Genomic DNA, 21,196 nt, shown 5'->3' with positions numbered 1-21,196 from the left:
CGTTAGGCTCCACACGACATGACTGGGAATCTCTGGCTGCACTTCGCCCGGCACGGCCCGGACATCACGCCGCCGATCATCACCCGCGGCGAGGGCGTCACGATCTTCGACGACCGCGGCAAGAGCTACCTCGACGGCTTGTCGGGACTGTTCACCGTGCAGGTCGGCCACGGCCGCACCGAACTGGCCGAGGTCGCCGCCCGGCAGGCCGGCACGCTGGCCTTCTTCCCGCTGTGGGGATACGCCACTTTGCCCGCGATCGAGCTCGCCGAACGCCTCGCCGGCTACACCCCCGGCGACCTGAACCGGGTCTTCTTCACCACCGGCGGCACCGAGGCCGTCGAGACCGCGTGGAAACTGGCCAAGCAATATTTCAAGCTCACCGGCAAACCCGGTAAGCACAAGGTGATTTCGCGCGCGGTCGCCTACCACGGCACCACCCAGGGCGCGCTGGCGATCACCGGGCTGCCCCGCTTCAAGGCGCCCTTCGAGCCGGTGACGCCCGGCGGCTTCCGGGTGCCCAACACCAACTTCTACCGGGCACCCGAACCGTTCGGCACCGATCCGAAAGCCTTCGGACAGTGGGCCGCCGACCGGATCGCCGAGGCCATCGAGTTCGAGGGCCCCGACACGGTGGCAGCGGTGTTCCTCGAGCCGGTGCAGAACGCGGGTGGCAGCATCCCGCCTCCCCCAGGCTATTTCGAACGGGTGCGCCAGATCTGCGACGAATACGACGTGCTGCTGGTCTCCGACGAGGTGATCTGCGCGTTCGGCCGGATCGGGTCGATGTTCGCCTGCGACGACTTCGGCTACGCGCCCGACATGATCACCTGCGCCAAGGGGATGACGTCGGGCTACTCACCGATCGGCGCCATGATCGCCAGCGAGAGGTTGTTCGAGCCCTTCAACGACGGCGCCACCACGTTCCCGCACGGGTATACCTTTGGCGGCCATCCGGTTTCGGCGGCCGTGGCGCTGGCCAACCTCGACATCTTCGAGCGTGAGCGCCTAAACGATCACGTCCGGACTCACGCGCCCGCCTTCCGCGCCACCTTGGACAAGCTCTACGACCTGCCCATCGTCGGCGACGTGCGCGGCGAGGGTTTCTTCTACGGCGTGGAACTGGTCAAGGACAAGGCCACCAAGCAGACCTTCACCGACGAAGAACGCGGCCCGCTGCTCGCCCGGGTGGGTGCGGCGCTGTTCGAAGCAGGGTTGTACTGCCGCACCGATGACCGCGGCGATTCCGTCATCCAGCTGGCGCCGCCGCTGATCAGCGGCCAGCCCGAATTCGACCTCATCGAGGCGGCGCTGCGCAGCGTCCTCAGCGACGAGTGCCGTCGGCTGTAGCCAGGACCCGCTTTACCTCGTACGCGGCCAGCAGCACCTCGCGGGAGTGCGCCGCCGTCGGGTTGCTGGTGATCCGCGCTTGCGCGTTACAGAGCCAGGTGAGTGCGGACCGCAGGTCGCCCTCGGGTGTGGCGTCGCGATGCAGCTTCAGCTCGCTCAACACCCGGTCATGGTCGAAGCTGCGAACCTGGCTTCCCTTCTCCACCTGCTTGAGCAGATGTTCCAACGATCGCGGGCCGTCGCCGCCGCGCCGCCGCGCAGACCATGTTCGAGACCAAAACCGATCGTTTGAAATGGCACATCCCTCTGGGATTCGGGGCGGTTGATTGCTTCCGGTCTGACCGCGCGCCCAGCGTATCGCGGCCCCTCCGCCGCCGCTCAGTAACTTCCGCCTCACCAGTCACAGCGCGGCTCCCCGGATTCCGGCCGCCGATCGCTTACTGTGCACAGACGATGACCCTGTTACGTTCCGCATCATGCCTGGCAGCGGCACTTTTCCTGACGGCCGCCCCGGTCACGTTGGCAGCACCGGCGACGTTGCCGCTGGGAGTGCCGCTGGGGATGCCGCTGGCGAAGGCCGAACCCGGCCCCGAACCCAATGCCGCACCCCCGGACTGCCCGTACAAGGTGAACACCCCGAAGGCCGTGGACTCGTCGGAGGCGCCCACCGCCGGTGACCCGCCGATCCCGCTGGCGGTTCCCCCCAAGCCGGTCGGCGGCGACGCGCTGGGCAGCTGCGGGATCGTCGCGGCGCCGAATACGCCTGCGCTACCCAATGACGTCTCCGCCGAGGCGTGGCTGGTGGCGGACCTGGACAGCGGCGCCGTCATCGCGGCCAAGGATCCGCACGGGCGGCACCGCCCGGCCAGCATCATCAAGGTGCTGGTCGCGATGGCCTCGATCAACGCGCTCAACCTGAACAAGTCGGTGCCCGGAACCGCCGACGACGCCGCCGCCGAGGGCACCAAGGTCGGCGTCGAGGAGGGCGGCGTCTTCACCGTCAACCAGCTGCTGCACGGGTTGCTGATGCACTCCGGCAACGACGCCGCCCACGCGCTGTCCATGCAGCTGGGCGGCATGCAGCAGGCGCTGGAGAAGATCAACGTGCTGGCCGCCAAGCTGGGCGGCCAGGACACCCGGGTGGCGTCGCCGTCGGGGCTGGACGCGCCCGGCATGAGCACCTCGGCCTACGACATCGGGCTGTTCTACCGCTACGCGTGGCAGAACCCGACGTTCGCCGACATCGTCGCGACGCGGACCTTCGACTTCCCCGGCCACGGCGACCACCCGGGCTACGAGCTGGAGAACGACAACCAGCTGCTCTACAAGTATCCCGGCGCCCTGGGCGGCAAGACCGGTTACACCGACGACGCAGGCCAGACCTTCGTTGGCGCGGCCAATCACGACGGGCGACGGCTGGTGGCGGTGCTGTTGCACGGGACGCGGGTGCCGATCGCGCCGTGGGAGCAGGCCGCGCACCTGCTGGACTACGGTTTCTCCACGCCGCAGGGCACGCAGGTCGGCTCGCTGATCGCGCCCGACCCGTCCCTGGCGCCGGCCAAGCACGACTCCGCCGCGGATCCGCTGGCGACTAACGCCGCGGCCGGCGGGTTCATCGGTTCGGCGGACGCCATGCCGATCCGGGTGGGTGTGGCGGTGATCGGCACCATCGTCGTGTTCGCGTTGATCATGATGGCCCGCTCGATGAACCGCCGACCACTTCACCGCTGAACGCCGTGGCAAGCGGATCGCGGCGCGGACTGCTGGTCGGGCTGACCGCCGCCAGCGTGGGCGTCATTTACGGCTACGACCTGTCCATCATCGCCGGGGCGCAGTTGTTCGTCACCGAGGACTTCGGATTGTCCACGCGCCAGCAGGAATTGCTGACGACGATGGTGGTGATCGGTCAGATCGTCGGGGCGCTGGGCGCCGGCGTGCTGGCCAACGTGATCGGGCGGAAACGGTCGGTGGTCCTGATCCTGTTCGCCTACGCGGTTTTCGCGCTGCTGGCGGCTTTCTCGGTCTCGTTGCCGATGTTGCTGACGGCGCGGCTGTTGCTGGGGCTGACCATCGGCGTGACCGTGGTGGTGGTCCCGGTGTACGTGGCTGAGTCGGCCCCGACGGCGGTGCGCGGCTCGCTGCTGACGGCCTATCAGCTGGCGATCGTCAGCGGCCTGATCGTCGGCTATGTGACCGGCTACCTGCTGGCCGACACCCACGGCTGGCGGTGGATGCTGGGGCTGGCCTGCGTGCCCGCAGTGCTGTTGCTGCCCTTGGTGATTCGGATGCCCGACACGGCCCGGTGGTACGTGCTCAAGGGCCGGATGGACGAGGCCCGGCGGACGTTGCTGCGGGTGCAGCCCACCGCACAGGTCGACGACGAGCTCGCCGAGATCAGCCGCGCCCTGAGCGAGGCCGCGCCCGGCGGCAGGGGCGGCTTCACCGAGATGCTGCGGCCCCCATACCTGCGGGCCACCGCCTTCGTGGTCGTGCTCGGCTTCCTGATCCAGATCACCGGCATCAACGCGATCATCTACTACAGCCCCCGAATCTTCCAGGCCATGGGCTTCACCGGCAATTTCGCGCTGCTCGGGCTGCCCGCCCTGCTGCAGGTCGCGGGGCTGGCGGCCGTTGGCGCGGCGCTGCTGCTGGTCGACCGGGTGGGCCGGCGGCCAATCCTGTTGTGGGGCACCGCCATGATGATCGTCGCCGACGTCGTGCTGATGGCCGTGTTCGGTCAGGGCTTCGGCGGCGCGATCGCCGGGTTGGCCGGCATCCTGCTGTTCATCATCGGCTACACGATGGGCTTCGGCTCGCTGGGCTGGGTGTACGCCAGCGAAAGCTTCCCGTCCCGGCTACGCTCGATCGGGTCGAGCACGATGTTGACCTCCAACCTGGTGGCTAACGCCATCATCGCCGCCGTCTTCCTGAGCCTGCTCCATTCACTGGGTGGCGCAGGGACTTTCGCACTGTTCGCGGGGCTCGCGGCCGTCGCGTTCGTCTTCGTGTACCGGTACGCGCCGGAGACCAAGGGCCGCCAGCTCGAGGACATCCGCCACTTCTGGGAAAACGGCGGCCGATGGCCGTGATCGCCGCGGGCACCATGGTGCTCGACGGTCAGGTCTGCCGCCCCGGCTGGCTGCAGACCTCCGGCGGACAGATCGTGGCCTGCGCGCCGGGCCCGCCGCCCCACCCGGCCGACCGGGACTTCCCCGATTGCACTGTGGTGCCGGGCTTTGTCGACATGCACGTGCACGGCGGCGGCGGCGCGTCCTACACCGACGCCGACGCCATCGCCGACGCCGCCACGTTCCACCTACGGCACGGCACCACCACCACGCTGGGCAGCCTGGTGACCGCCTCGCCGGCCGAACTGCTCGCCGGGGTGCGCGCGCTCGGCGAAGCCACCCACCGGGGCACGGTCGCGGGCATCCACCTGGAGGGGCCGTGGCTGAGCCGCGCACACTGCGGAGCCCACGACCGCACCAAGATGCGCGAGCCGGACCCGGCCGAGATCGACGCGGTGCTGGCCGCGGGCGCCGGCACCATCCGGATGGTGACGGTGGCACCCGAGCTACCCGGAACCGACGCGGCGATCGGCCGTTTCGTGGGCGCGGGAGTCGTTGTGGCCGTGGGACATACCGGCGCAACCTACGAGCAGACCCGGCACGCCATCGCGCTGGGCGCCACGGTCGGCACGCATCTGTTCAACGCTATGCCGCCGCTGCACCACCGCGAGCCCGGCCCGGCGCTGGCGCTGCTGCGCGACCCGGCGGTGACCGTCGAGGTGATCGCCGATGGCGTGCACCTGCACCCCGACGTGGTGGCGGCGGTGATCTCGGCCGCGGGGGCGGACCGGGTCGCGGTGGTCACCGACGCGATCGCCGCGGCCGGCCGGCCCGACGGCGCGTTCCGGCTCGGGTCGGTGCACGTCGATGTCGTCGCTGGTGTCGCGCGGGTGCACGGGACGTCGACGATCGCGGGCAGCACCGCCACCATGGATCGGCTCTTCCGCGCGGTGCATGCCGACGCCGGACTGCTCGCCGCGGTGCGGACCACCGCCGCGACGCCGGCGCGCGCCCTCGGCCTGCGGCGGGTGGGCGAGCTGAGGGCGGGCTACGACGCCAATCTTGTTGTGCTGGCTCGCGATTTGCGCGTATCGGAGGTCATGGTGCGCGGCGCCTGGCGAGACCTGGCCAGCTAGCGATCTCGGCGAGTGAGGCGCGCGACCCGGGAAAGCGTCAGCGCCCCAACGGCTCCCAGCGCCATCGCGGTCAGCGTCTGGCGGGTGTTGAGACCCTCGTCCATCTGCACGCACGGCGCGATGATCGCCGGGGCCGGAGGCGCGACGGGCTGACTACGCGGATCGGTCGATGCCGTCGCCGCCCATGCGGTGCAGAACAGGACGAGATACGCGGTGATGTAGGCGAACACCATCAACCCCAGCACCGGGCCGAAGGCGGCGCCCGCGGGACTTCGCAACACCGTCTTCAGATAGATGGACGCCACCTGTTTGAACACCTCGAAGACGATCGCCGCGATCAGCCCGGCCCGCATCGAATCGACCAGGCTGACCTTCTCGCGGGGCAGGCGAGCGATCATCCAGGTGAACAGCAGCCACGACACCAGCGTCGCGATCAGGATCGAGATCAGCCAGAAGAGCCAGTCGAACACCACAAATTGCGGCATGCCAAGCCATTTCAGCAGCGCGGCCATGGGCGCGGCGTGGCCGACGGTGGTCAGCGCGACGGTGGCCACGATCACCGCGAACGTCCCCATCATCGCCAGCAGATCGGAGAGCTTGTTGCGCACGAAGCCCGGTGACTCGATGTGGGTGTCCCACCACATCTCCGTCAACGCCTGGCGCAGATGCGATATCCAGCCCAGGCCGGCCCACACCGCGGTGGCCAAACCGATGACACCGACCGAGGTTCGGGCGTCGATGGCCGAGTTCATCAACTCCTGCAACTGATTACCCAGCGTGCCGGTCACCTGGGAGCGGATGTGGTCGTCGATCGTGCTCAACAGCGACGGGCGGCGGGCCAGCACGAACCCGAAGACCGCGAATCCGACCATCAGCAAAGGGAACAACGCGAAAATCGTGTAATAGGTGAGGCCGGCCGCAAAGAACCCGCCGTTGCGCTCGTCGAAACGCTGGTAGGCGCGGATGACGTGATCGATCCACCCGTAGCGGGCGCGCAGCCGGTCGAAAAAGCCCGGCTTGGCCGGCTCACTCATCGCACGACTCCAAATGAGTAGGGGTACTAGCTTTTGTGTGGAAGAAACCCAAGCCGATCGTAAACCCGCTGGACCGTTTTCCCGGCCACATCGTTGGCCTTTTGCGCGCCGGACGCGAGCACGGCCTCCAATTCGGCGAAATCGGCGGTCAGTTCGTCCACCCGGGCCTTGATCGGGGTGACGAATTCGACGACCGCCTCGGCGGTGTCCTTCTTCAAATCGCCGTAACCCCTTCCGGCATAGCCCTGCACGAGGTGATCGATCCCGACCCCGGTGACCGCGGACTGGATGCTCAGCAGGTTGGACACGCCCGGCTTGGCCTCGGTGTCGAAGCGGATCTCCCGCTCGCTGTCGGTGACCGCGGAGCGAATCTTCTTGGCCGACACCGCCGGTTCGTCGAGCAGGTTGATCAACCCGGCATCGGTGGCCGCCGACTTGCTCATCTTCGACGTCGGGTCCTGCAGGTCGTAGATCTTGGCGGTGGCCTTCGGGATGAGCATGTCCGGCACCACGAACGTCTCCGGGAAGCGGCTGTTGAACCGCTCGGCGACGTCGCGCGCCAACTCGAGGTGCTGACGCTGGTCCTCACCCACCGGCACCAGCTCGGTGTCGTAGGCCAGCACGTCGGCCGCCTGCAGCACCGGGTAGGTGAACAACCCCACGGTGGTGGAGTCGGCGCCCTGGCGCACCGACTTGTCCTTGAACTGCGTCATCCGCGAGGCCTGCCCGAAGCCGGTGAAACAACCCAGCACCCAGGCCAGCTGGGTGTGGGCCGGCACGTGGCTCTGCACGAACACGGTGCTGCGGGCCGGGTCGATGCCCAGCGCCAGGTACTGCGCGGCCGTGATCAGGGTGCGCCGGCGCAGCGCCTCGGGATCCTGGGCGATGGTGATGGCGTGCAGGTCGACGACGCAGAAGAACGCGTCGTGATCGTCCTGCAGCGCGACCCACTGCGTGACGGCGCCCAGCGCGTTACCCAGGTGAAGCGAATCGGAGGTGGGCTGCACGCCGGAGAATATCCGGCTGGATCCGGTAGCGGTGCTCATGATCCACCGATCTTTTCACGCGCAGCCGCCGCGGCCGCACTGACCGGCGGCCCGCGCAACCCCGCCGGTTGCGGTACCGCCGGTACCGCATTTAATGTCGGGTTATGACGACTCGTTCGCCAATCCACCTCGGTCCCAGGGATGGTTCCGGAGAGCCGATCGTGATGCTGCACGGATTCCTGATGTCGCAGACGGTATGGGAGCCGGTCGCGCCGCGGCTGGCCGAGACCGGCCGTTTCGAGGTCTTCGCCCCCACCATGGCGGGGCACAACGGCGGGCCCTACGCGGGCACCTGGCTGCTGAGCTCGTCGGTGCTGGCCGACCACCTCGAGCGCCAGCTCGACCAGCTCGGCTGGGAAACCGCCCACCTGGTGGGCAACTCGCTGGGCGGCTGGGTCGCCTTCGAGCTGGAGCGGCGCGGGCGCGCGCGCAGCGTGACCGGCATCGGCGCCGCGGGCGGATGGACGCGGTGGAGCCCGGTGAAATTCGAGGTCATCAGCAAGTTCATCGCGGGCATGCCCGTCCTGGCGCTGGCCCGGCTGCTCGGCCAGCGCACGCTGCGGCTGCCGCTGAGCCGGCGCCTCGCCACCCTGCCGCTGACCGCGACGCCTGACGGGATCAGCGAGGAGCAGCTGCGCGGTGTCGTCGACGACGCCGCGCACTGCCCGGCCTACTTCCAGCTGCTGGTCAAGTCGCTGCTGGATCCCGGCCTGCTGCAGCTGGCCGAGACCGCGGTGCCGGTCCAGCTGGTGTTGTGCGAGAAGGACCGGGTGGTGCCCGCGAGCAGGTTCAGCCGGCACTTCACCGACTACCTGCCGCCGGGAACGAAGATCACCAAGCTCGACGGCGTCGGGCACGTACCGATGTTCGAGGCACCCGAGCGGGTCACCGCGGCCATCGCCGACTTCATCGACGACTGCGCCGGCGGGGCCCACCGGCAACAGCCACCGGCTAGCTAGCCAGCTGTTTTTCCAGGTTCTCGGCGATCGAGTTGAGGAATTCCTCGCTCTGCTGCCACTCCTGGTCGGGGCCGATGAGGATGGCCAGGTCCTTGGTCATCTTGCCGCTCTCGACGGTGGAGACCACCACGTTCTCACACGTCTGCGCGAAGTCGATCACCTCGGGGGTGTCGTCCAGCTTGCCGCGGTGCGCCAGGCCGCGCGTCCAGGCGAAGATCGAGGCGATCGGGTTGGTCGAGGTCGGCTTGCCGGCCTGATACTGGCGGAAGTGCCGGGTGACGGTGCCGTGGGCGGCCTCGGCCTCGACCGTCTTGCCGTCGGGGGTCATCAGCACCGACGTCATCAGCCCCAGTGAGCCGTAGCCCTGCGCGACGAGGTCCGACTGGACGTCGCCGTCGTAGTTCTTGCAGGCCCACACGTAGCCGCCCTCCCACTTCAGGCACGCCGCGACCATGTCGTCGATCAACCGGTGCTCGTAGGTCAGCCCCTCGGCCTCGAACTCGTCCTTGAACTCCTCGTCGTAGACGCGCTGGAACTCGTCTTTGAACATGCCGTCGTAGGCCTTGAGGATGGTGTTCTTGGTGGACAGGTACACCGGCCACTTGGCGTTCAGCCCGTACTTCAGCGAGGCGCGGGCGAAGTCCCGGATGGAGTCCTTGAAGTTGTACATCCCCATTACGACGCCGCCGTCTTCAGGGATGGACACCACCTCGTGCACCATCGGCTCGCTGCCGTCGGCGGGGGTGAAAGTGATTGCGACGGTTCCGGGTTTGTCGACCTTGAAGTTGGTCGACCGGTACTGATCGCCGAAGGCGTGGCGGCCGATGACGATCGGCTTGGTCCAGCCCGGCACCAACCGCGGCACGTTCGAGATCACGATGGGCTCTCGGAAGATGGTGCCGCCCAGAATATTTCGGATGGTGCCGTTCGGCGAGAGCCACATCCTCTTGAGGTTGAACTCCTGGACGCGGGCCTCGTCGGGGGTGATGGTCGCGCACTTGACGCCCACGCCGTGCTTCTTGATGGCGTAGGCGGCGTCGATGGTCACCTGGTCGTCGGTGCGGTCGCGGTGCTCGATGCCCAGGTCGTAGTAGTCGAGGTCGATGTCGAGGTGCGGCAGGATGAGCATGTCCTTGATGAACTTCCAGATGACGCGGGTCATTTCGTCACCGTCGAGCTCTACGACGCGGCCTTTGACCTTGATCTTGCCTTCGCCTGCCATGTCGAGTCCGGCTTCCTGCTTGCGGCCCTAGCCTGTCGAAGCCGCCAGCGCCTCGTTGAATGTCTTGCTGGGGCGCATGATCGCCGTGGTCTTCTCGGTGTCCGGCTGGTAATAGCCGCCGATGTCGACCGTCTCGCCCTGCGCCGCGGCCAGTTCGGACACGATGGCTTCTTCGTGGTCGGCCAGCGAGTCGGCCAGCGCGGCGAAGTGCTTGCGCAACTCGTCGTCGTCGGACTTCGCGAGTTCCTGCGCCCAGTACAGCGCCAGGTAGAACTGGCTCCCCCGGTTGTCGAGTTCACCGGTCTTGCGCGACGGGCTCTTGTCGTTCTCCAGCAGCTTGCCGATCGCGGCATCCAGCGCCTTGCCCAGAACCTTGGCGCGCTCGTTGTCGGTCTTGATGCCGATGTCTTCGAAACACGCTCCGAGAGCGAGGAATTCACCCAAGGAGTCCCAGCGCAGGTGATTCTCCTCGACGAGCTGGTGGACGTGCTTGGGCGCCGAACCACCCGCCCCGGTTTCATACATTCCGCCGCCGGACATCAACGGCACGATAGACAGCATCTTGGCGCTGGTGCCCAGCTCCAGGATCGGGAACAGGTCGGTGAGATAGTCGCGCAGGATGTTTCCGGTCGCCGCGATGGTGTCCTGGCCGCGCATTGCACGCTCGATCGTGTGCCGCATGGCCCGTTCCTGCGACATGATCTGAATGTCGAGGCCCTCGGTGTCGTGCTCGGCCAGGTAGGTGTTGACCTTCTTGCGCAGCTCGTTCTCGTGCGGGCGCTCCTGGTCCAGCCAAAACACCACCGGCATACCCGAATTCCGGGTCCGGGTGACGGCCAGCTTGACCCAGTCGCGAATCGGCTCGTCGCGCACGATCGGCATCCGCCAGATGTCGCCCTCTTCGACGTTCTGGGTCAGCAGCACTTCCCCGGTGTCGAGGTCGACGATGTTGGCGACGCCGTCCTCGGGGATCTCGAACGTCTTGTCGTGCGAGCCGTACTCCTCGGCCTGCTGCGCCATCAGCCCGACGTTGGGCACCGTGCCCATCGTGGTCGGATCGAACTGCCCGTGAGTTTTACAGAAGTTGATGATCTCCTGGTAGATCCGGGAGAAGGTGGACTCGGGGTTGACGGCCTTGGTGTCCTTCTGCCGCCCGTCGGCGCCCCACATCTTGCCGCCCGCGCGGATCATCGCCGGCATGGACGCGTCCACGATTACATCGCTGGGCGAGTGAAAGTTGGTGATGCCCTTGGCCGAATCGACCATGGCCAGCTCGGGCCGGTGCTCGTGGCACGCGTGCAGGTCGCGGATGATCTCGTCGCGCTGCGACGCGGGCAGCGACTCGATCTTGTCGTACAGATCGGACAATCCGTTGTTGACGTCGACGCCGAGCTCGTCGAACAGCGCGCCGTGCTTGGCGAACGCGTCCTTGTAGAAGATCTTCACGGCGTGGCCGAAGACGATGGGGTGCGACACCTTCATCATCGTCGCCTTGACGTGCAGCGAGAACATCACGCCGGTCTCGTAGGCGTCCTGCATCTGCTCCTCGTAGAACTCGATGAGGGCCTTCTTGCTCATGAACATGGAGTCGATGACGTCGCCCTTGCGCAGCGACACCATGGACTTGAGCACAATCGTCTTGCCGCCCTTGGTCTCCAGCTCCATCTTCACGTTGCACGCGCGGTCCAGCGTCATCGACTTCTCGCCGTGATAGAAGTCGCCGTGCCGCATCGTCGCGACGTGGGTGCGCGACGCCTGCGACCACTTGCCCATGCTGTGCGGGTGCTTGCGCGCATACTCCTTGACGGCCTTAGGCGCGCGCCGGTCCGAGTTGCCTTGCCGCAGCACCGGATTGACCGCGCTGCCCAGGCACTTGGCGTAGCGGTCACGGATCTTGCGGTCCTCGTCGGTCTTCGGGCTGTGCGGGAAGTCCGGGACCTTGAATCCCTTGCCCTGCAGTTCCTTGATCGCGGCGATCAGCTGGGGCACCGAGGCGCTGATGTTCGGCAGCTTGATGATGTTGGTGTCGGCCAGCTTCGTCAGCCGCCCCAATTCCGCCAGGTTGTCGGGCACCCGCTGCTCTTCGGTCAGGTGCTCGGGGAACTCCGCGAGGATCCGGGCCGCCACGGAGATGTCGCTGGTCTTGATCTCGATGCCCGCCGGTTCGGCGAAGGCGCGCACGATCGGCAGGAACGCGTAAGTCGCCAGTAGTGGCGCTTCATCGGTAAGTGTGTAGATGACGGTCGGCTGTTCGGCGCTCACGGTCCCTCTCCCGGCGTCAATGATGGGTTCGAAATTTTGGCGGACTCAGCGTTCTGACTGCCACGTTATCAAGGGTGTTTGGACAGGTGTCGGCCTGCACATGGACCGCGATAGTTGGCACCGACTCGGCACAGTAAGCTAATCTTTGTATTGGTCATGAGCGCCAGCATCAAGCCCCGGCTTGCTGGCCGGCAACCCTCCAACCGCGGTGGGGTGCCCCGGGTGATGACCAGGTTGAGTAGCCACACAAACCGGCTATCCGGCAAGCGCGGGTCCGCCATGACGGGCCCCTGAGTAGACAGGGAAACGTGATGTGCGCTCGCTTCGCTCATTCGCTCCTCATCGTGTGTCGCTGCTAATTCGCGGCGCCGGTTGACGCCGCCTTCCGGCGTCCCGCCCGTCCGCTAGCAGATCCCCTACCAGCAGAAAGCAACCCCGTGACCTCCGACAACGCCGATCACGACACCGATCCGACCGCGAACTGGTCGTTCGACACCAAGCAGGTGCACGCCGGCCAGCACCCGGACCCCGCCACCAACGCCCGCGCCCTGCCGATCTACCAGACCACGTCGTACACCTTCGACGACACCACGCACGCCGCCGCCCTGTTCGGGCTGGAAGTGCCGGGCAACATCTACACCCGGATCGGCAACCCGACCACCGACGTGGTCGAGCAGCGCGTCGCCGCGCTCGAGGGCGGCGTGGCGGCGCTGTTTCTGAGCTCCGGACAGGCGGCTGAGACTTTCGCCATATTGAACCTGGCTTGTGCCGGGGATCACATCGTCTCGAGCCCGCGGCTCTACGGCGGCACGTACAACCTGCTGCACTACTCGCTGGCCAAGCTCGGAATCGAGGTCACCTTCGTGGAGGACCCCGACGACCTGGATTCGTGGCAGGCGGCGGTGCGGCCGAACACCAAGGCCTTCTTCGGCGAGACCATCTCCAACCCGCAGATCGACGTGCTGGACATCCCCGGGGTCGCCGGGGTGGCGCACGCCAACGGCGTCCCGCTGATCGTGGACAACACCATCGCCACGCCGTACCTGATCCAGCCGTTCTCCCACGGCGCCGACATCGTCGTGCACTCGGCCACCAAGTACCTCGGCGGGCACGGCTCGGCAATCGCCGGGGTCATCGTCGACGGCGGCACCTTCGACTGGACCCAGGGCCGCTTCCCCGGATTCACCACCCCCGACCCGAGCTATCACGGCGTGGTGTTCGCCGAGCTCGGCCCGCCGGCCTACGCGCTCAAGGCGCGCGTGCAACTGCTGCGCGACCTCGGTTCGGCCGCTTCGCCGTTCAACGCGTTCCTGGTCGCCCAGGGCATCGAGACGCTGAGCCTGCGCATGGAGCGCCACGTCGCCAACGCGCAGCGCGTGGCCGAGTACCTGGCCGGCCACGACGGCGTGCTGTCGGTCAACTATGCGGGCCTGCCCGGCTCGCCCTGGTATGAGCGGGCAAAGAAGCTGGCCCCCAAGGGAACCGGCGCGGTGCTGGCCTTCGAGCTGGCCGGTGGCATCGAGGCCGGCAAGGCGTTCGTCAACGCGCTGAAGCTGCACAGCCACGTCGCCAACATCGGCGACGTGCGCTCCCTGGTGATCCACCCGGCGTCCACGACCCACGCGCAGCTGTCCGCGCAGGAACAGTTGAGCACCGGGGTAAGCCCCGGGCTGGTGCGCCTGGCCGTCGGCATCGAGGGCATCGACGACATCCTGGCCGACCTGGAGCTCGGCTTCGCAGCGGCAAGCAAATTCGGTGCGACCGCGGGGGCGTCCGGCACCGATCCGCAAGCCGTGGCCGCGTTCTAAGGAGCCCGGCGATGGCGATCTCTGACATCCCGACCCAGACGCTGCCCGACGAAGGCGAAATCGGCTTCGTCCACATCGGCTCGCTGACCACCGAGAGCGGCGCGATCATCGACGACGTGCACATCGCCGTCCAGCGCTGGGGCGACTTGTCGCCGACGCGCGACAACGTGGTGATGGTGCTGCACGCGCTCACCGGCGATTCGCACATCACCGGGCCCGCCGGACCTGGACACCCCACCGGCGGCTGGTGGGACGGGATGGTCGGGCCGGACGCTCCGATCGACACCAACCGCTGGTGCGCGGTGGCCACCAATGTGCTGGGCGGTTGCCGCGGCTCCACCGGCCCCAGCTCGCGGACCCGGGACGGAAAGCCTTGGGGCTCAAGGTTCCCCCGCATCACGATTCGTGACCAGGTCGAGGCCGACGTCGCCGCGCTCGCTGCGCTGGGGATCGAGCGGGTCGCCGCGGTGGTCGGTGGATCCATGGGTGGCGCAAGGGCTTTGGAGTGGATCGTCGGTCACCCGGACCGGGCCCGGGCCGGGCTGCTGCTGGCGGTCGGCGCGCGCGCCACCGCCGATCAGATCGGCACCCAGTGCACGCAGATCGCGGCGATCAAGGCCGACCCGAACTGGCAGGGCGGCGATTACCACGACACCGGGCTTGCGCCCGACGCCGGACTGGCAATCGCACGCCGCTTCGCGCACCTGACCTATCGCGGTGAGGCCGAGCTGGACAGCCGGTTCGCCAACTACGGCCAGAACGACGAGGATCCGAACAACGACGGCCGCTACGCGATCCAAAGCTATCTCGAATACCAGGGCAACAAGCTGCTGGAGCGCTTCGACGCGGGCAGCTACGTGACCCTGACCGAGGCGCTGAACAGTCACGACGTCGGCCGAGCGCGCGGCGGGGTACATAAGGCGTTGCGAAACTGCCCGGTCCCAGTGGTGATCGGCGGCATAACGTCCGACCGGCTCTACCCGCTGCGATTGCAACAAGAGCTGTCCGAACAGCTGCCCGGTTGCACCGAGCTACACGTCGTGGACTCCCTGTCCGGGCACGACGGCTTCCTGGTGGAATCCGACGCCGTCGGCGAAATGATCCGTAAGACACTGGTGTTGGCCGACTCGGGCGACAGGGAAGGCGCGTCGTAACGCATGACCCGCTCGCGGCACGACCGCTCCCTCTCGTTCGGCTCCGCGGCCGCGGCGTATGAGCGTGGGCGTCCCTCCTATCCGCCGGAGGCGATCGACTGGCTGTTGCCGATCGGGGCGCGCCGGGTGCTCGACCTGGGCGCCGGAACCGGCAAACTGACCACCCGGCTGGTGGAACGCGGCCTGGACGTGGTGGCCGTCGACCCGATTCAGGACATGCTGGAGGTGTTGCGCACCTCGCTGCCGGAGACACGGGCGCTGCTGGGCACCGCGGAAGAGATTCCGTTGGAGGACAACAGCGTTGACGTGGTGCTGGTGGCGCAGGCCTGGCATTGGGTGGATGCCGAGCGCGCGATTCCGGAGGTGGCCCGGGTGCTGCGGCCCGGCGGCCGGCTTGGCCTGGTGTGGAACACCCGCGACGAGCGCCTCGGCTGGGTGCGCGAACTGGGCCGGATCATCGGCAGCGACGGCGACGGCCGCACCCAGGTGACACTGCCCGAGCCGTTCACCGACCTGGCTCATCATCGGGTCGAGTGGACGAGTTACATTACGCCCCAGGCGTTGATCGACCTGGTCGCGTCGCGCAGCTACTGCATCACCTCGCCGACCGAGGTCCGCACCCAGACGCTCGACCAGGTGCGCCAACTGCTGGCCACCCATCCGGCGCTGGCGAATTCGACGGGCCTGGCGCTGCCCTACGTCACCATGTGCACGCGGGCGACGCTGGCCGGCTGAGCATGGAGCAACGACTGAGTTTGATTACCCTGGGCGTTGCCGATCTGGATCGCGCCCACCACTTTTATGAACGCCTGGGCTGGCACGGTCAAAGAGTGCAGGAAACGGTCTTCTTTCAGGCCGGCGGTCTCGCTGTGGGTCTGTGGGCGCGTGAGAAGCTTTCAGCCGATCTCGGCATCGCCGACCAAGGCGATGACGGCTTCGGCGGCATCGCCTTGGCTCACAACGTGCGGTCGTGCGCCGAGGTGGACGAGATCATGGCCGTGGCAGAAGATGCCGGAGCGGCCATTACCCGCGCCGCTGCCGAGACGTTCTACGGCGGTTATGCGGGTGCATTCCGCGATCTCGATGGTCACGCGTGGGAGGTCGCCCACAACCCTGGATTCGCGCTGGCCGAGGACGGCTCGGTCACAGTGCCCGACTTCTCAGACGTCTGATCACCGTACTTCAAGTACCCCAGCTCGGTTACCACCCGTCATCGTCGTTCTCACCCAGCAGCTTCTCCGGGTGGTGTAAAGTGTTGGTGTGGGGCCGGCCACGCTCGAGGTCGGGTGGTGGTTTCCATTCGGTGTCGCCGCGGGCGTTTTTGCGGGTGTTCCAGCCGCCGGGTCGCAGCAGGCGGTGATGCGGGCCGCAAGCGAAGGTGAGGTCATTGACGTCGGTGCTGTGGCACTTGCTGTAGTCGGTGACGTGGTGGACTTCGCAGTAGTATCCCGGCACGGTGCAGCCTGGCGCACTACAACCGCGGTCCTTGGCGTACAACACGATTCGCTGACCGGGTGAGGCCAGGCGTTTGGCGTGATAGAGGGCCAGCGCCTTGCCTTTGTCGAAGACGGCCAAATAGTGGTGGGCGTGACGGGCCAGCCGGATCACGTCGCTCATCGGCAGGATGGTGCCGCCACCGGTCAACCCACGCCCGGCCGCCGCTTCGAGGTCCTGCAGCGTCGTGGTGACGACGATAGAGACCGGTAAACCGTTGTGCTGCCCCAGGTCTCCGGAGGCCAACAGCGCGCGTAGTGCCGCGTTGAGTCCGTTGTGATTGCGCTGCCCGGCCGACCGCGGGTCGTGCTCGATGGCTTTTTGGGTAGGCGCGCCGTCCACGCACGGGGCGTCGTCGAGGGGGTTGCACATACCGGGGGCGGCGAGTTTGGCCAAGACGGCCTCGAGGGTGGCACGCGCTTCGGGCGTCAGCCATCCCCGCAGCGCCGACATGCCGTCGGCTTGCTGGTTACCCAGCGTCAGGCCGCGCTGACGCGCCCGGTCCTCGTCGGTGAAGGTGCCATCGGGGTTGAGGCAATCGGCGAGCGTGCCGGCCAGCCCGGCCAGTTGCTCGGGACGAAATCGACTGCCCTCCTTGGCCAAACGGGCCTCGGCCTGCTCGCGGGTCGCCATGTCCACCCAGCCGGGCAGCCGATGGCAGAACTTGCGGATTACCGCAGCCTGACCGGCCCCCAGCGTGCCTTCGCGTTGGGCGGCGGCGGTGGCCGCCAGCGCCGCAGGTAGCTGTTCGCCGGTCAGGCCATGCCGCGGGCCCAAGTCCCGCGCCGCCCTGATGCGCCGGGAGGCTTCGGCGCGGCTGATCAGCGTTGCCTCGGAGATCGCATGGGACACTGTGCCGCCGAGCTCCCGCGAAGGGGTTTGGCGAGCAAGGGAATTGATCAGGGGGTGCTCTAGGGCCGGGATACGCCGGCGCAGCTTCTCACAGCGCTCCAAGACCGCCAGTTGCTGATGGGGGTTCAGCGCGTCGAACGACAGCGCGCACGCACGGTCCAAGTCAGCTTCGAGCGCGTCGAACACCGCGTCGACATCCTGCTGACTACTTGGACTCACACCGCCAAACTAGCCGCACCCACCGACAAAAAGCGGCCCGATGTAACAGTTGGAACAGAAGTTGCACAAGAGATTTCGCTAGAAATCCAGGCCCGAGAACATCAGCCGATTCGGGTCGTACTTCTGCCGGACGGTGGTCAGCCGCGGCAGGTTCGACCCGTAATAGCGGGCCGGCGAGGGGTTGGGCTCCAGATAGTTGACGTAGCCGCCGACCGAGAACTGTTGCACCGCCTGGTGTGCGCTGCCCACCCAGCTGGTCGCGGCGGAAACCTGGTTGCCGGCGGGCTCGACATACCACTGCACCACCGCGGACTGATTGCGCCACGGAAACGCGGTGTCGCCCGGAGCAATATCGGCCACCGCACCACCCAGCGGATCGATCAGGACCGAGGCTTGCCCCGCCCCGGCGGCCGGCCACTGCCCGGCCGCGGTCGCAATGGCATGGGCCGCAGCCGAAGTCATCGGCCCGATCACATCGGACCCGGCCACGAAGCCGCGCGCCGGGCTGGTCCCGCTGCCGCCGGCCAGATAGGTGACCAGGTCCATGTGGCTGAGCGTCTTGTTGGTCACCGCGCTGGGCGCCAGCCCCACCGCCGACTTGAGGGCGTCCACCACAGCGGAGCCGGTGCCGGCCGGCGCCGTCGCCAGCACATGGCAATTCGCTTGCGCCGAACCGACCGACAGGTCGACCATCCCCCACGTGTTCCGGTCCGCACCCGCCAGCCAGGACTGCCACCCGGTGAGCACCTGCACCGCCGACGACGGCGGGAAGTCCAGCCGCACCAGGTCGCTGTCGCCGGTGGCGAAGGTCGCGAACGTCATCGAGGTCGTCACCCCGAAGTTGCCACCGCCGCCACCGCGCAACGCCCAGAACAGATCCGGGTTGTCGTTGGCCGACGCGGTGACCACGTCGCCACTGGGCAGCACCACGGTCGCGGACTGCAACGCATCGCAGGTGAGCCCGGCGCGCCGGGCGTCGGCTCCCACCCCGCCGCCCAGCGCCAGCCCCGCCATGCCGACGGTTGGACAGGTGCCGGTGGGAACGGCGCGGCCCGCGCCGGCCAGGGCCTGGTGTACCGCATACACATTCGTCGCCGGGGTCACCGTGACGTTGTTGCCGTCGAAGTTCGCGCCGCCGGGAAGACCGCGCAGGTCGAGCACCATGGTGCCGTTGGCGCCGGAGGCGCCGACATACGAATGCCCACCGCCGCGCGGTGCGATCTTGAGGTTGTTGACCTTCGCGAACGCGACCGCCTTCTGGACATCGGCCTGCGACGAAACCCGCACCACCGCAGCGGGATTCGAATTGTTGTACAACGAGTTGAAAACCTGTTTGCCCGTGGAGAATTGGGCGCCGCTGGCCGGCAACAGCACGCTCCCGCCGATCGACGAGGCCAGACCGGCCCAGCCGGCGGCGGGGTCCGCGGCCGCCGGACCGGTACCGAACACCGCTCCCGTCGCGAACGTGACGGCGCCGCGGAGAAACGCCTGCCGAGAGATCACATGGCTGGGCGGACGGCTGCGATTAGTCGTCATGGGGCGGATTCTGGTTCATTTCGCGTCCAGAATTCCGGTGCCGCCGCCCGTGTTACATCACAGTGTGGCGTCGATCCACCGCCCGGCCTTGCGCTACGGGGCCGCGTAATAACCGACGTCGCGGAGACTCTGACCTCGCGAAACGCGTATTGCGCGAACCTTTACCCCACCGTGTCGCAAACGTGACAGTTATGGCGCAGAGTTCGTAGGCGTGATTCGAGTGCTCACACGCACTCCATGGCGGACGGGGAGACTGGCGTGAAGGCACTTGCACGAACTCATCAATGGATCTGGGTTTTGCGTCATCAGCCCTTCACCATTCGCCTGCTGGCCGCCGCCGCCGGCCTGCTGACCGTCGCCTCGGCGTTCGCGGCGCCGGCCGGAGCGAACGGGAACGGCGACGACTTCATCGACGCGCTCAACCACGCCGGCATCGATTTCGGTGAGCCTGGCAACGCGATGTCCGTCGGCGAGTCGGTGTGCCCCATGCTGGCGCAGCCGGGTGGCAATTTCGCCGCCGTCGCGTCCAGCGTCGCCGGCCGGGGCATGTCACCCACCATGGCGCGCATGTTCACCACGATCGCGATCCAGACCTACTGCCCCGAGGAGATGGCGAACATCGCCAACGGCAACCTGTCCGGCGCCATGCCGCAGATTCCGGGCATGGCCGGGCAGATGCCGGGCATGCCGGGGCAGATCCCGGGCATGCCGGGCCAGATCCCGGGCATGGCCGGGCAGATGCCGGGCATGGCGGGACAGATCCCGGGCATGCCGGGGCAGGTTCCTTCGCTGCCGAGGTACTAGCGGGTGCCCAGCGGGTCGATGGTCCATGCGATGTAGAACATCGCCGCCCCGACCGTCGCGGTGGTCATGAAGTCGATTCCCTTGCCGCGCACCACCAGAAGGCCGGCCCGGTCCTCGGACAACACCAGCCGCAGCAGCGCCGCCACGCCGACACCGATGCCGATCAACAGCGAACCGCGACGCCAGAAGTTGGCCCCGACCAAGGCCAGCGCCGCCGCAAAGATCAGGCCCACCAACATAATTGGCCATTGGGCCCGCAGCACGGCGCGGGGGGTCATTGCCGCTCGGCCAGCTCGACGACGTTGGTCAGCAGGAACGCGCGGGTCAGCGGTCCCACGCCGCCGGGGTTCGGCGACACGTGGCCGGCCACCTCCCACACGTCCGGGTGCACGTCGCCGGTGAGCTTGCCGTCGACCCGGCTGACGCCGACGTCGAGCACCGCGACGCCGGGACGCACCATGTCGGCGGTCACCATGTGCGGCACCCCGACGGCGGCGACGATGATGTCGGCCTGCCTGGTCAGCGCCGGCAGGTCGCGAGTTCCGGTGTGGCACAAGGTGACCGTGGCGTTTTCGGAGCGACGGGTCAGCAGCAGGCCCAGCGGGCGGCCGACCGTGACACCGCGCCCGATGACGACCACGTGCGCCCCGGCGATCTCAACGTCGTAGCGGCGCAACAGATGCACGATGCCGCGCGGGGTGGACGGCAGCGGGGCCGGGTTGTTGAGCACCAGCCGACCCAGGTTGGTCGGGTGCAGCCCGTCGGCGTCCTTGTCCGGGTCCAGCCGCTCCAGCGCCGCGTTCTCGTCCAGCTGCTTGGGCAGCGGCAACTGCACGATGTAACCGGTGCAGTCGGGATTGGCGTTGAGCTCGTCGATGGTGTCGTTGAGCGTGGCGGTGCTGATGTCGGCGGGCAGGTCGCGGCGGATCGAGGTGATGCCGACCTTGGCGCAGTCGGCGTGCTTACCCCGCACGTATGCCTGCGAGCCCGGGTCGTCGCCCACCAGGATGGTGCCCAGGCCCGGGGTGCGGCCCGCGGCGGTCAGGGCGGTCACCCGCTGTTTGAGGTCGACGAAGATCTCGTCGCGGGTGGCCTTGCCGTCCAGCGTGATTGCTCCCACGCTGACAGTCTGGCAGACATCGATGATGGCGACCCGCCGCGCCCGGCTTCGCCGCGCTTGCGATCGCCATTAGACATCGATGATGGCGACCCGCCGCGCCCGGCTTCGCCGCGCTTGCGATCGCCATTAGGC

19 protein-coding genes and 1 riboswitch are annotated in these 21,196 nt (G+C 67.7%); of the genes, 10 read left to right on the top strand and 9 right to left on the bottom strand.

Translation table 11 applies throughout. The features are described from left to right. The first annotated feature begins 18 nt into the window (after positions 1–18). The gene (locus ACZYVJ_RS19860) at positions 19–1,350 is read left to right on the top strand and encodes an aspartate aminotransferase family protein (protein ID WP_463832589.1); all 1,332 of its coding nucleotides are present in this window, start codon (positions 19–21) and stop codon (positions 1,348–1,350) included. Here the strand turns inward: ACZYVJ_RS19860 and ACZYVJ_RS19855 are convergent. Further along, the gene (locus ACZYVJ_RS19855) at positions 1,325–1,576 is read right to left on the bottom strand and encodes a hypothetical protein (RefSeq protein WP_463832588.1); all 252 of its coding nucleotides are present in this window, start codon (positions 1,574–1,576) and stop codon (positions 1,325–1,327) included. The two genes, ACZYVJ_RS19860 and ACZYVJ_RS19855, sit on opposite strands and share 26 nt — an antisense overlap. A gap of 335 nt (positions 1,577–1,911) precedes the next feature. Between ACZYVJ_RS19855 and dacB1 the strand changes: the two genes are divergently transcribed. The 3 genes from dacB1 to nagA are packed head-to-tail and all read left to right on the top strand — an operon-like array spanning position 1,912 to position 5,554. Continuing rightward, a complete protein-coding gene (gene dacB1 / locus ACZYVJ_RS19850) occupies positions 1,912–3,081 on the top strand; it encodes a D-alanyl-D-alanine carboxypeptidase DacB1 (protein ID WP_463833071.1) in 1,170 nt (389 codons plus the stop codon). Between the two features lie 5 nt (positions 3,082–3,086). Next, the gene (locus tag ACZYVJ_RS19845; RefSeq protein WP_463832587.1) at positions 3,087–4,439 is read left to right on the top strand and encodes a sugar porter family MFS transporter; all 1,353 of its coding nucleotides are present in this window, start codon (positions 3,087–3,089) and stop codon (positions 4,437–4,439) included. Next, on the top strand, positions 4,430–5,554 hold the full coding sequence (nagA, locus tag ACZYVJ_RS19840) for an N-acetylglucosamine-6-phosphate deacetylase (protein WP_463832586.1): 1,125 nt from the start codon (positions 4,430–4,432) through the stop codon (positions 5,552–5,554). Before ACZYVJ_RS19845 ends, nagA begins: the two co-directional genes overlap by 10 nt. Here the strand turns inward: nagA and yhjD are convergent. Next, the gene (yhjD, locus tag ACZYVJ_RS19835; protein ID WP_463832585.1) at positions 5,551–6,588 is read right to left on the bottom strand and encodes an inner membrane protein YhjD; all 1,038 of its coding nucleotides are present in this window, start codon (positions 6,586–6,588) and stop codon (positions 5,551–5,553) included. The genes nagA and yhjD overlap by 4 nt on opposite strands. A gap of 26 nt (positions 6,589–6,614) precedes the next feature. Then, the gene (gene trpS / locus ACZYVJ_RS19830) at positions 6,615–7,634 is read right to left on the bottom strand and encodes a tryptophan--tRNA ligase (protein ID WP_463832584.1); all 1,020 of its coding nucleotides are present in this window, start codon (positions 7,632–7,634) and stop codon (positions 6,615–6,617) included. A gap of 161 nt (positions 7,635–7,795) precedes the next feature. Here trpS and ACZYVJ_RS19825 point away from each other — a divergent pair, with 161 nt between their 5' ends. Then, positions 7,796–8,593: an alpha/beta fold hydrolase gene (locus tag ACZYVJ_RS19825; RefSeq protein WP_463833070.1), complete on the top strand. Its 798-nt coding sequence runs from the start codon at positions 7,796–7,798 to the stop codon at positions 8,591–8,593. Here ACZYVJ_RS19825 and ACZYVJ_RS19820 read toward each other — a convergent pair. Both ACZYVJ_RS19820 and ACZYVJ_RS19815 read right to left on the bottom strand, forming a co-directional pair. Then, a complete protein-coding gene (locus tag ACZYVJ_RS19820) occupies positions 8,586–9,815 on the bottom strand; it encodes an NADP-dependent isocitrate dehydrogenase (RefSeq protein WP_463832583.1) in 1,230 nt (409 codons plus the stop codon). The two genes, ACZYVJ_RS19825 and ACZYVJ_RS19820, sit on opposite strands and share 8 nt — an antisense overlap. A 27-nt stretch (positions 9,816–9,842) precedes the next feature. Beyond that, positions 9,843–12,077: an NADP-dependent isocitrate dehydrogenase gene (locus ACZYVJ_RS19815; RefSeq protein ID WP_463832582.1), complete on the bottom strand. Its 2,235-nt coding sequence runs from the start codon at positions 12,075–12,077 to the stop codon at positions 9,843–9,845. 152 nt (positions 12,078–12,229) lie between these two features. Beyond that, a riboswitch (SAM riboswitch) is annotated at positions 12,230–12,352 on the top strand. 162 nt (positions 12,353–12,514) lie between these two features. Here ACZYVJ_RS19815 and ACZYVJ_RS19810 point away from each other — a divergent pair. The 4 genes from ACZYVJ_RS19810 to ACZYVJ_RS19795 are packed head-to-tail and all read left to right on the top strand — an operon-like array spanning position 12,515 to position 16,211. After that, positions 12,515–13,885 carry a bifunctional o-acetylhomoserine/o-acetylserine sulfhydrylase gene (locus ACZYVJ_RS19810; RefSeq protein ID WP_463832581.1) on the top strand — a complete coding sequence of 457 codons (1,371 nt, stop codon included), beginning with the start codon at positions 12,515–12,517 and terminating at the stop codon, positions 13,883–13,885. Between the two features lie 11 nt (positions 13,886–13,896). Further along, positions 13,897–15,039 (top strand): homoserine O-acetyltransferase MetX, encoded by a 1,143-nt coding sequence (gene metX / locus ACZYVJ_RS19805; RefSeq protein WP_463832580.1) that lies wholly within the window; start codon positions 13,897–13,899, stop codon positions 15,037–15,039. Positions 15,040–15,042: 3 nt separating this feature from the next. Next, positions 15,043–15,774: a class I SAM-dependent methyltransferase gene (locus ACZYVJ_RS19800; RefSeq protein ID WP_463832579.1), complete on the top strand. Its 732-nt coding sequence runs from the start codon at positions 15,043–15,045 to the stop codon at positions 15,772–15,774. Between the two features lie 2 nt (positions 15,775–15,776). After that, a complete protein-coding gene (locus ACZYVJ_RS19795; protein ID WP_463832578.1) occupies positions 15,777–16,211 on the top strand; it encodes a VOC family protein in 435 nt (144 codons plus the stop codon). Positions 16,212–16,239: 28 nt separating this feature from the next. Here the strand turns inward: ACZYVJ_RS19795 and ACZYVJ_RS19790 are convergent, their stop codons facing one another. Together ACZYVJ_RS19790 and ACZYVJ_RS19785 are read right to left on the bottom strand one after the other, a co-directional pair. Further along, a complete protein-coding gene (locus ACZYVJ_RS19790) occupies positions 16,240–17,604 on the bottom strand; it encodes an HNH endonuclease signature motif containing protein (RefSeq protein ID WP_463832577.1) in 1,365 nt (454 codons plus the stop codon). 78 nt (positions 17,605–17,682) lie between these two features. Continuing rightward, positions 17,683–19,140: an FAD-dependent oxidoreductase gene (locus ACZYVJ_RS19785; protein WP_463832576.1), complete on the bottom strand. Its 1,458-nt coding sequence runs from the start codon at positions 19,138–19,140 to the stop codon at positions 17,683–17,685. A 258-nt stretch (positions 19,141–19,398) separates the two neighbouring features. On the opposite strand from ACZYVJ_RS19785, the gene ACZYVJ_RS19780 reads away from it, so the two are divergent. After that, positions 19,399–19,944 carry a DUF732 domain-containing protein gene (locus ACZYVJ_RS19780; protein ID WP_463832575.1) on the top strand — a complete coding sequence of 182 codons (546 nt, stop codon included), beginning with the start codon at positions 19,399–19,401 and terminating at the stop codon, positions 19,942–19,944. Here ACZYVJ_RS19780 and ACZYVJ_RS19775 read toward each other — a convergent pair. Then, entirely contained in the window at positions 19,941–20,222 is a 282-nt protein-coding gene (locus ACZYVJ_RS19775; RefSeq protein ID WP_463832574.1) for a DUF3017 domain-containing protein, read from the bottom strand. The two genes, ACZYVJ_RS19780 and ACZYVJ_RS19775, sit on opposite strands and share 4 nt — an antisense overlap. Continuing rightward, complete coding sequence (locus ACZYVJ_RS19770) at positions 20,219–21,064, bottom strand: bifunctional methylenetetrahydrofolate dehydrogenase/methenyltetrahydrofolate cyclohydrolase (protein WP_463832573.1); 846 nt, start codon at positions 21,062–21,064, stop codon at positions 20,219–20,221. Before ACZYVJ_RS19770 ends, ACZYVJ_RS19775 begins: the two co-directional genes overlap by 4 nt. Positions 21,065–21,196 lie beyond the last annotated feature (132 nt).

The organism is Mycobacterium sp. IDUB_3, assembly GCF_055419585.1.
The sequence above is the reverse complement of the archived record's forward strand: the minus strand, read 5'-3'. Positions and strand labels throughout refer to the sequence as shown.

Excerpts from the sequence above, each read along its gene's own strand:
- ACZYVJ_RS19860 (WP_463832589.1), top strand. The coding sequence starts at position 19 with ATGACTGGGAATCTCTGGCTGCACTTCGCCCGGCACGGCCCGGACATC.
- dacB1 (WP_463833071.1), top strand. The coding sequence starts at position 1,912 with ATGCCGCTGGCGAAGGCCGAACCCGGCCCCGAACCCAATGCCGCACCC.
- nagA (WP_463832586.1), top strand. The coding sequence starts at position 4,430 with ATGGCCGTGATCGCCGCGGGCACCATGGTGCTCGACGGTCAGGTCTGC.
- yhjD (WP_463832585.1), bottom strand. The coding sequence starts at position 6,588 with ATGAGTGAGCCGGCCAAGCCGGGCTTTTTCGACCGGCTGCGCGCCCGC.
- trpS (WP_463832584.1), bottom strand. The coding sequence starts at position 7,634 with ATGAGCACCGCTACCGGATCCAGCCGGATATTCTCCGGCGTGCAGCCC.
- ACZYVJ_RS19820 (WP_463832583.1), bottom strand. The coding sequence starts at position 9,815 with ATGGCAGGCGAAGGCAAGATCAAGGTCAAAGGCCGCGTCGTAGAGCTC.
- metX (WP_463832580.1), top strand. The coding sequence starts at position 13,897 with ATGGCGATCTCTGACATCCCGACCCAGACGCTGCCCGACGAAGGCGAA.
- ACZYVJ_RS19800 (WP_463832579.1), top strand. The coding sequence starts at position 15,043 with ATGACCCGCTCGCGGCACGACCGCTCCCTCTCGTTCGGCTCCGCGGCC.
- ACZYVJ_RS19795 (WP_463832578.1), top strand. The coding sequence starts at position 15,777 with ATGGAGCAACGACTGAGTTTGATTACCCTGGGCGTTGCCGATCTGGAT.
- ACZYVJ_RS19785 (WP_463832576.1), bottom strand. The coding sequence starts at position 19,140 with ATGACGACTAATCGCAGCCGTCCGCCCAGCCATGTGATCTCTCGGCAG.
- ACZYVJ_RS19775 (WP_463832574.1), bottom strand. The coding sequence starts at position 20,222 with ATGACCCCCCGCGCCGTGCTGCGGGCCCAATGGCCAATTATGTTGGTG.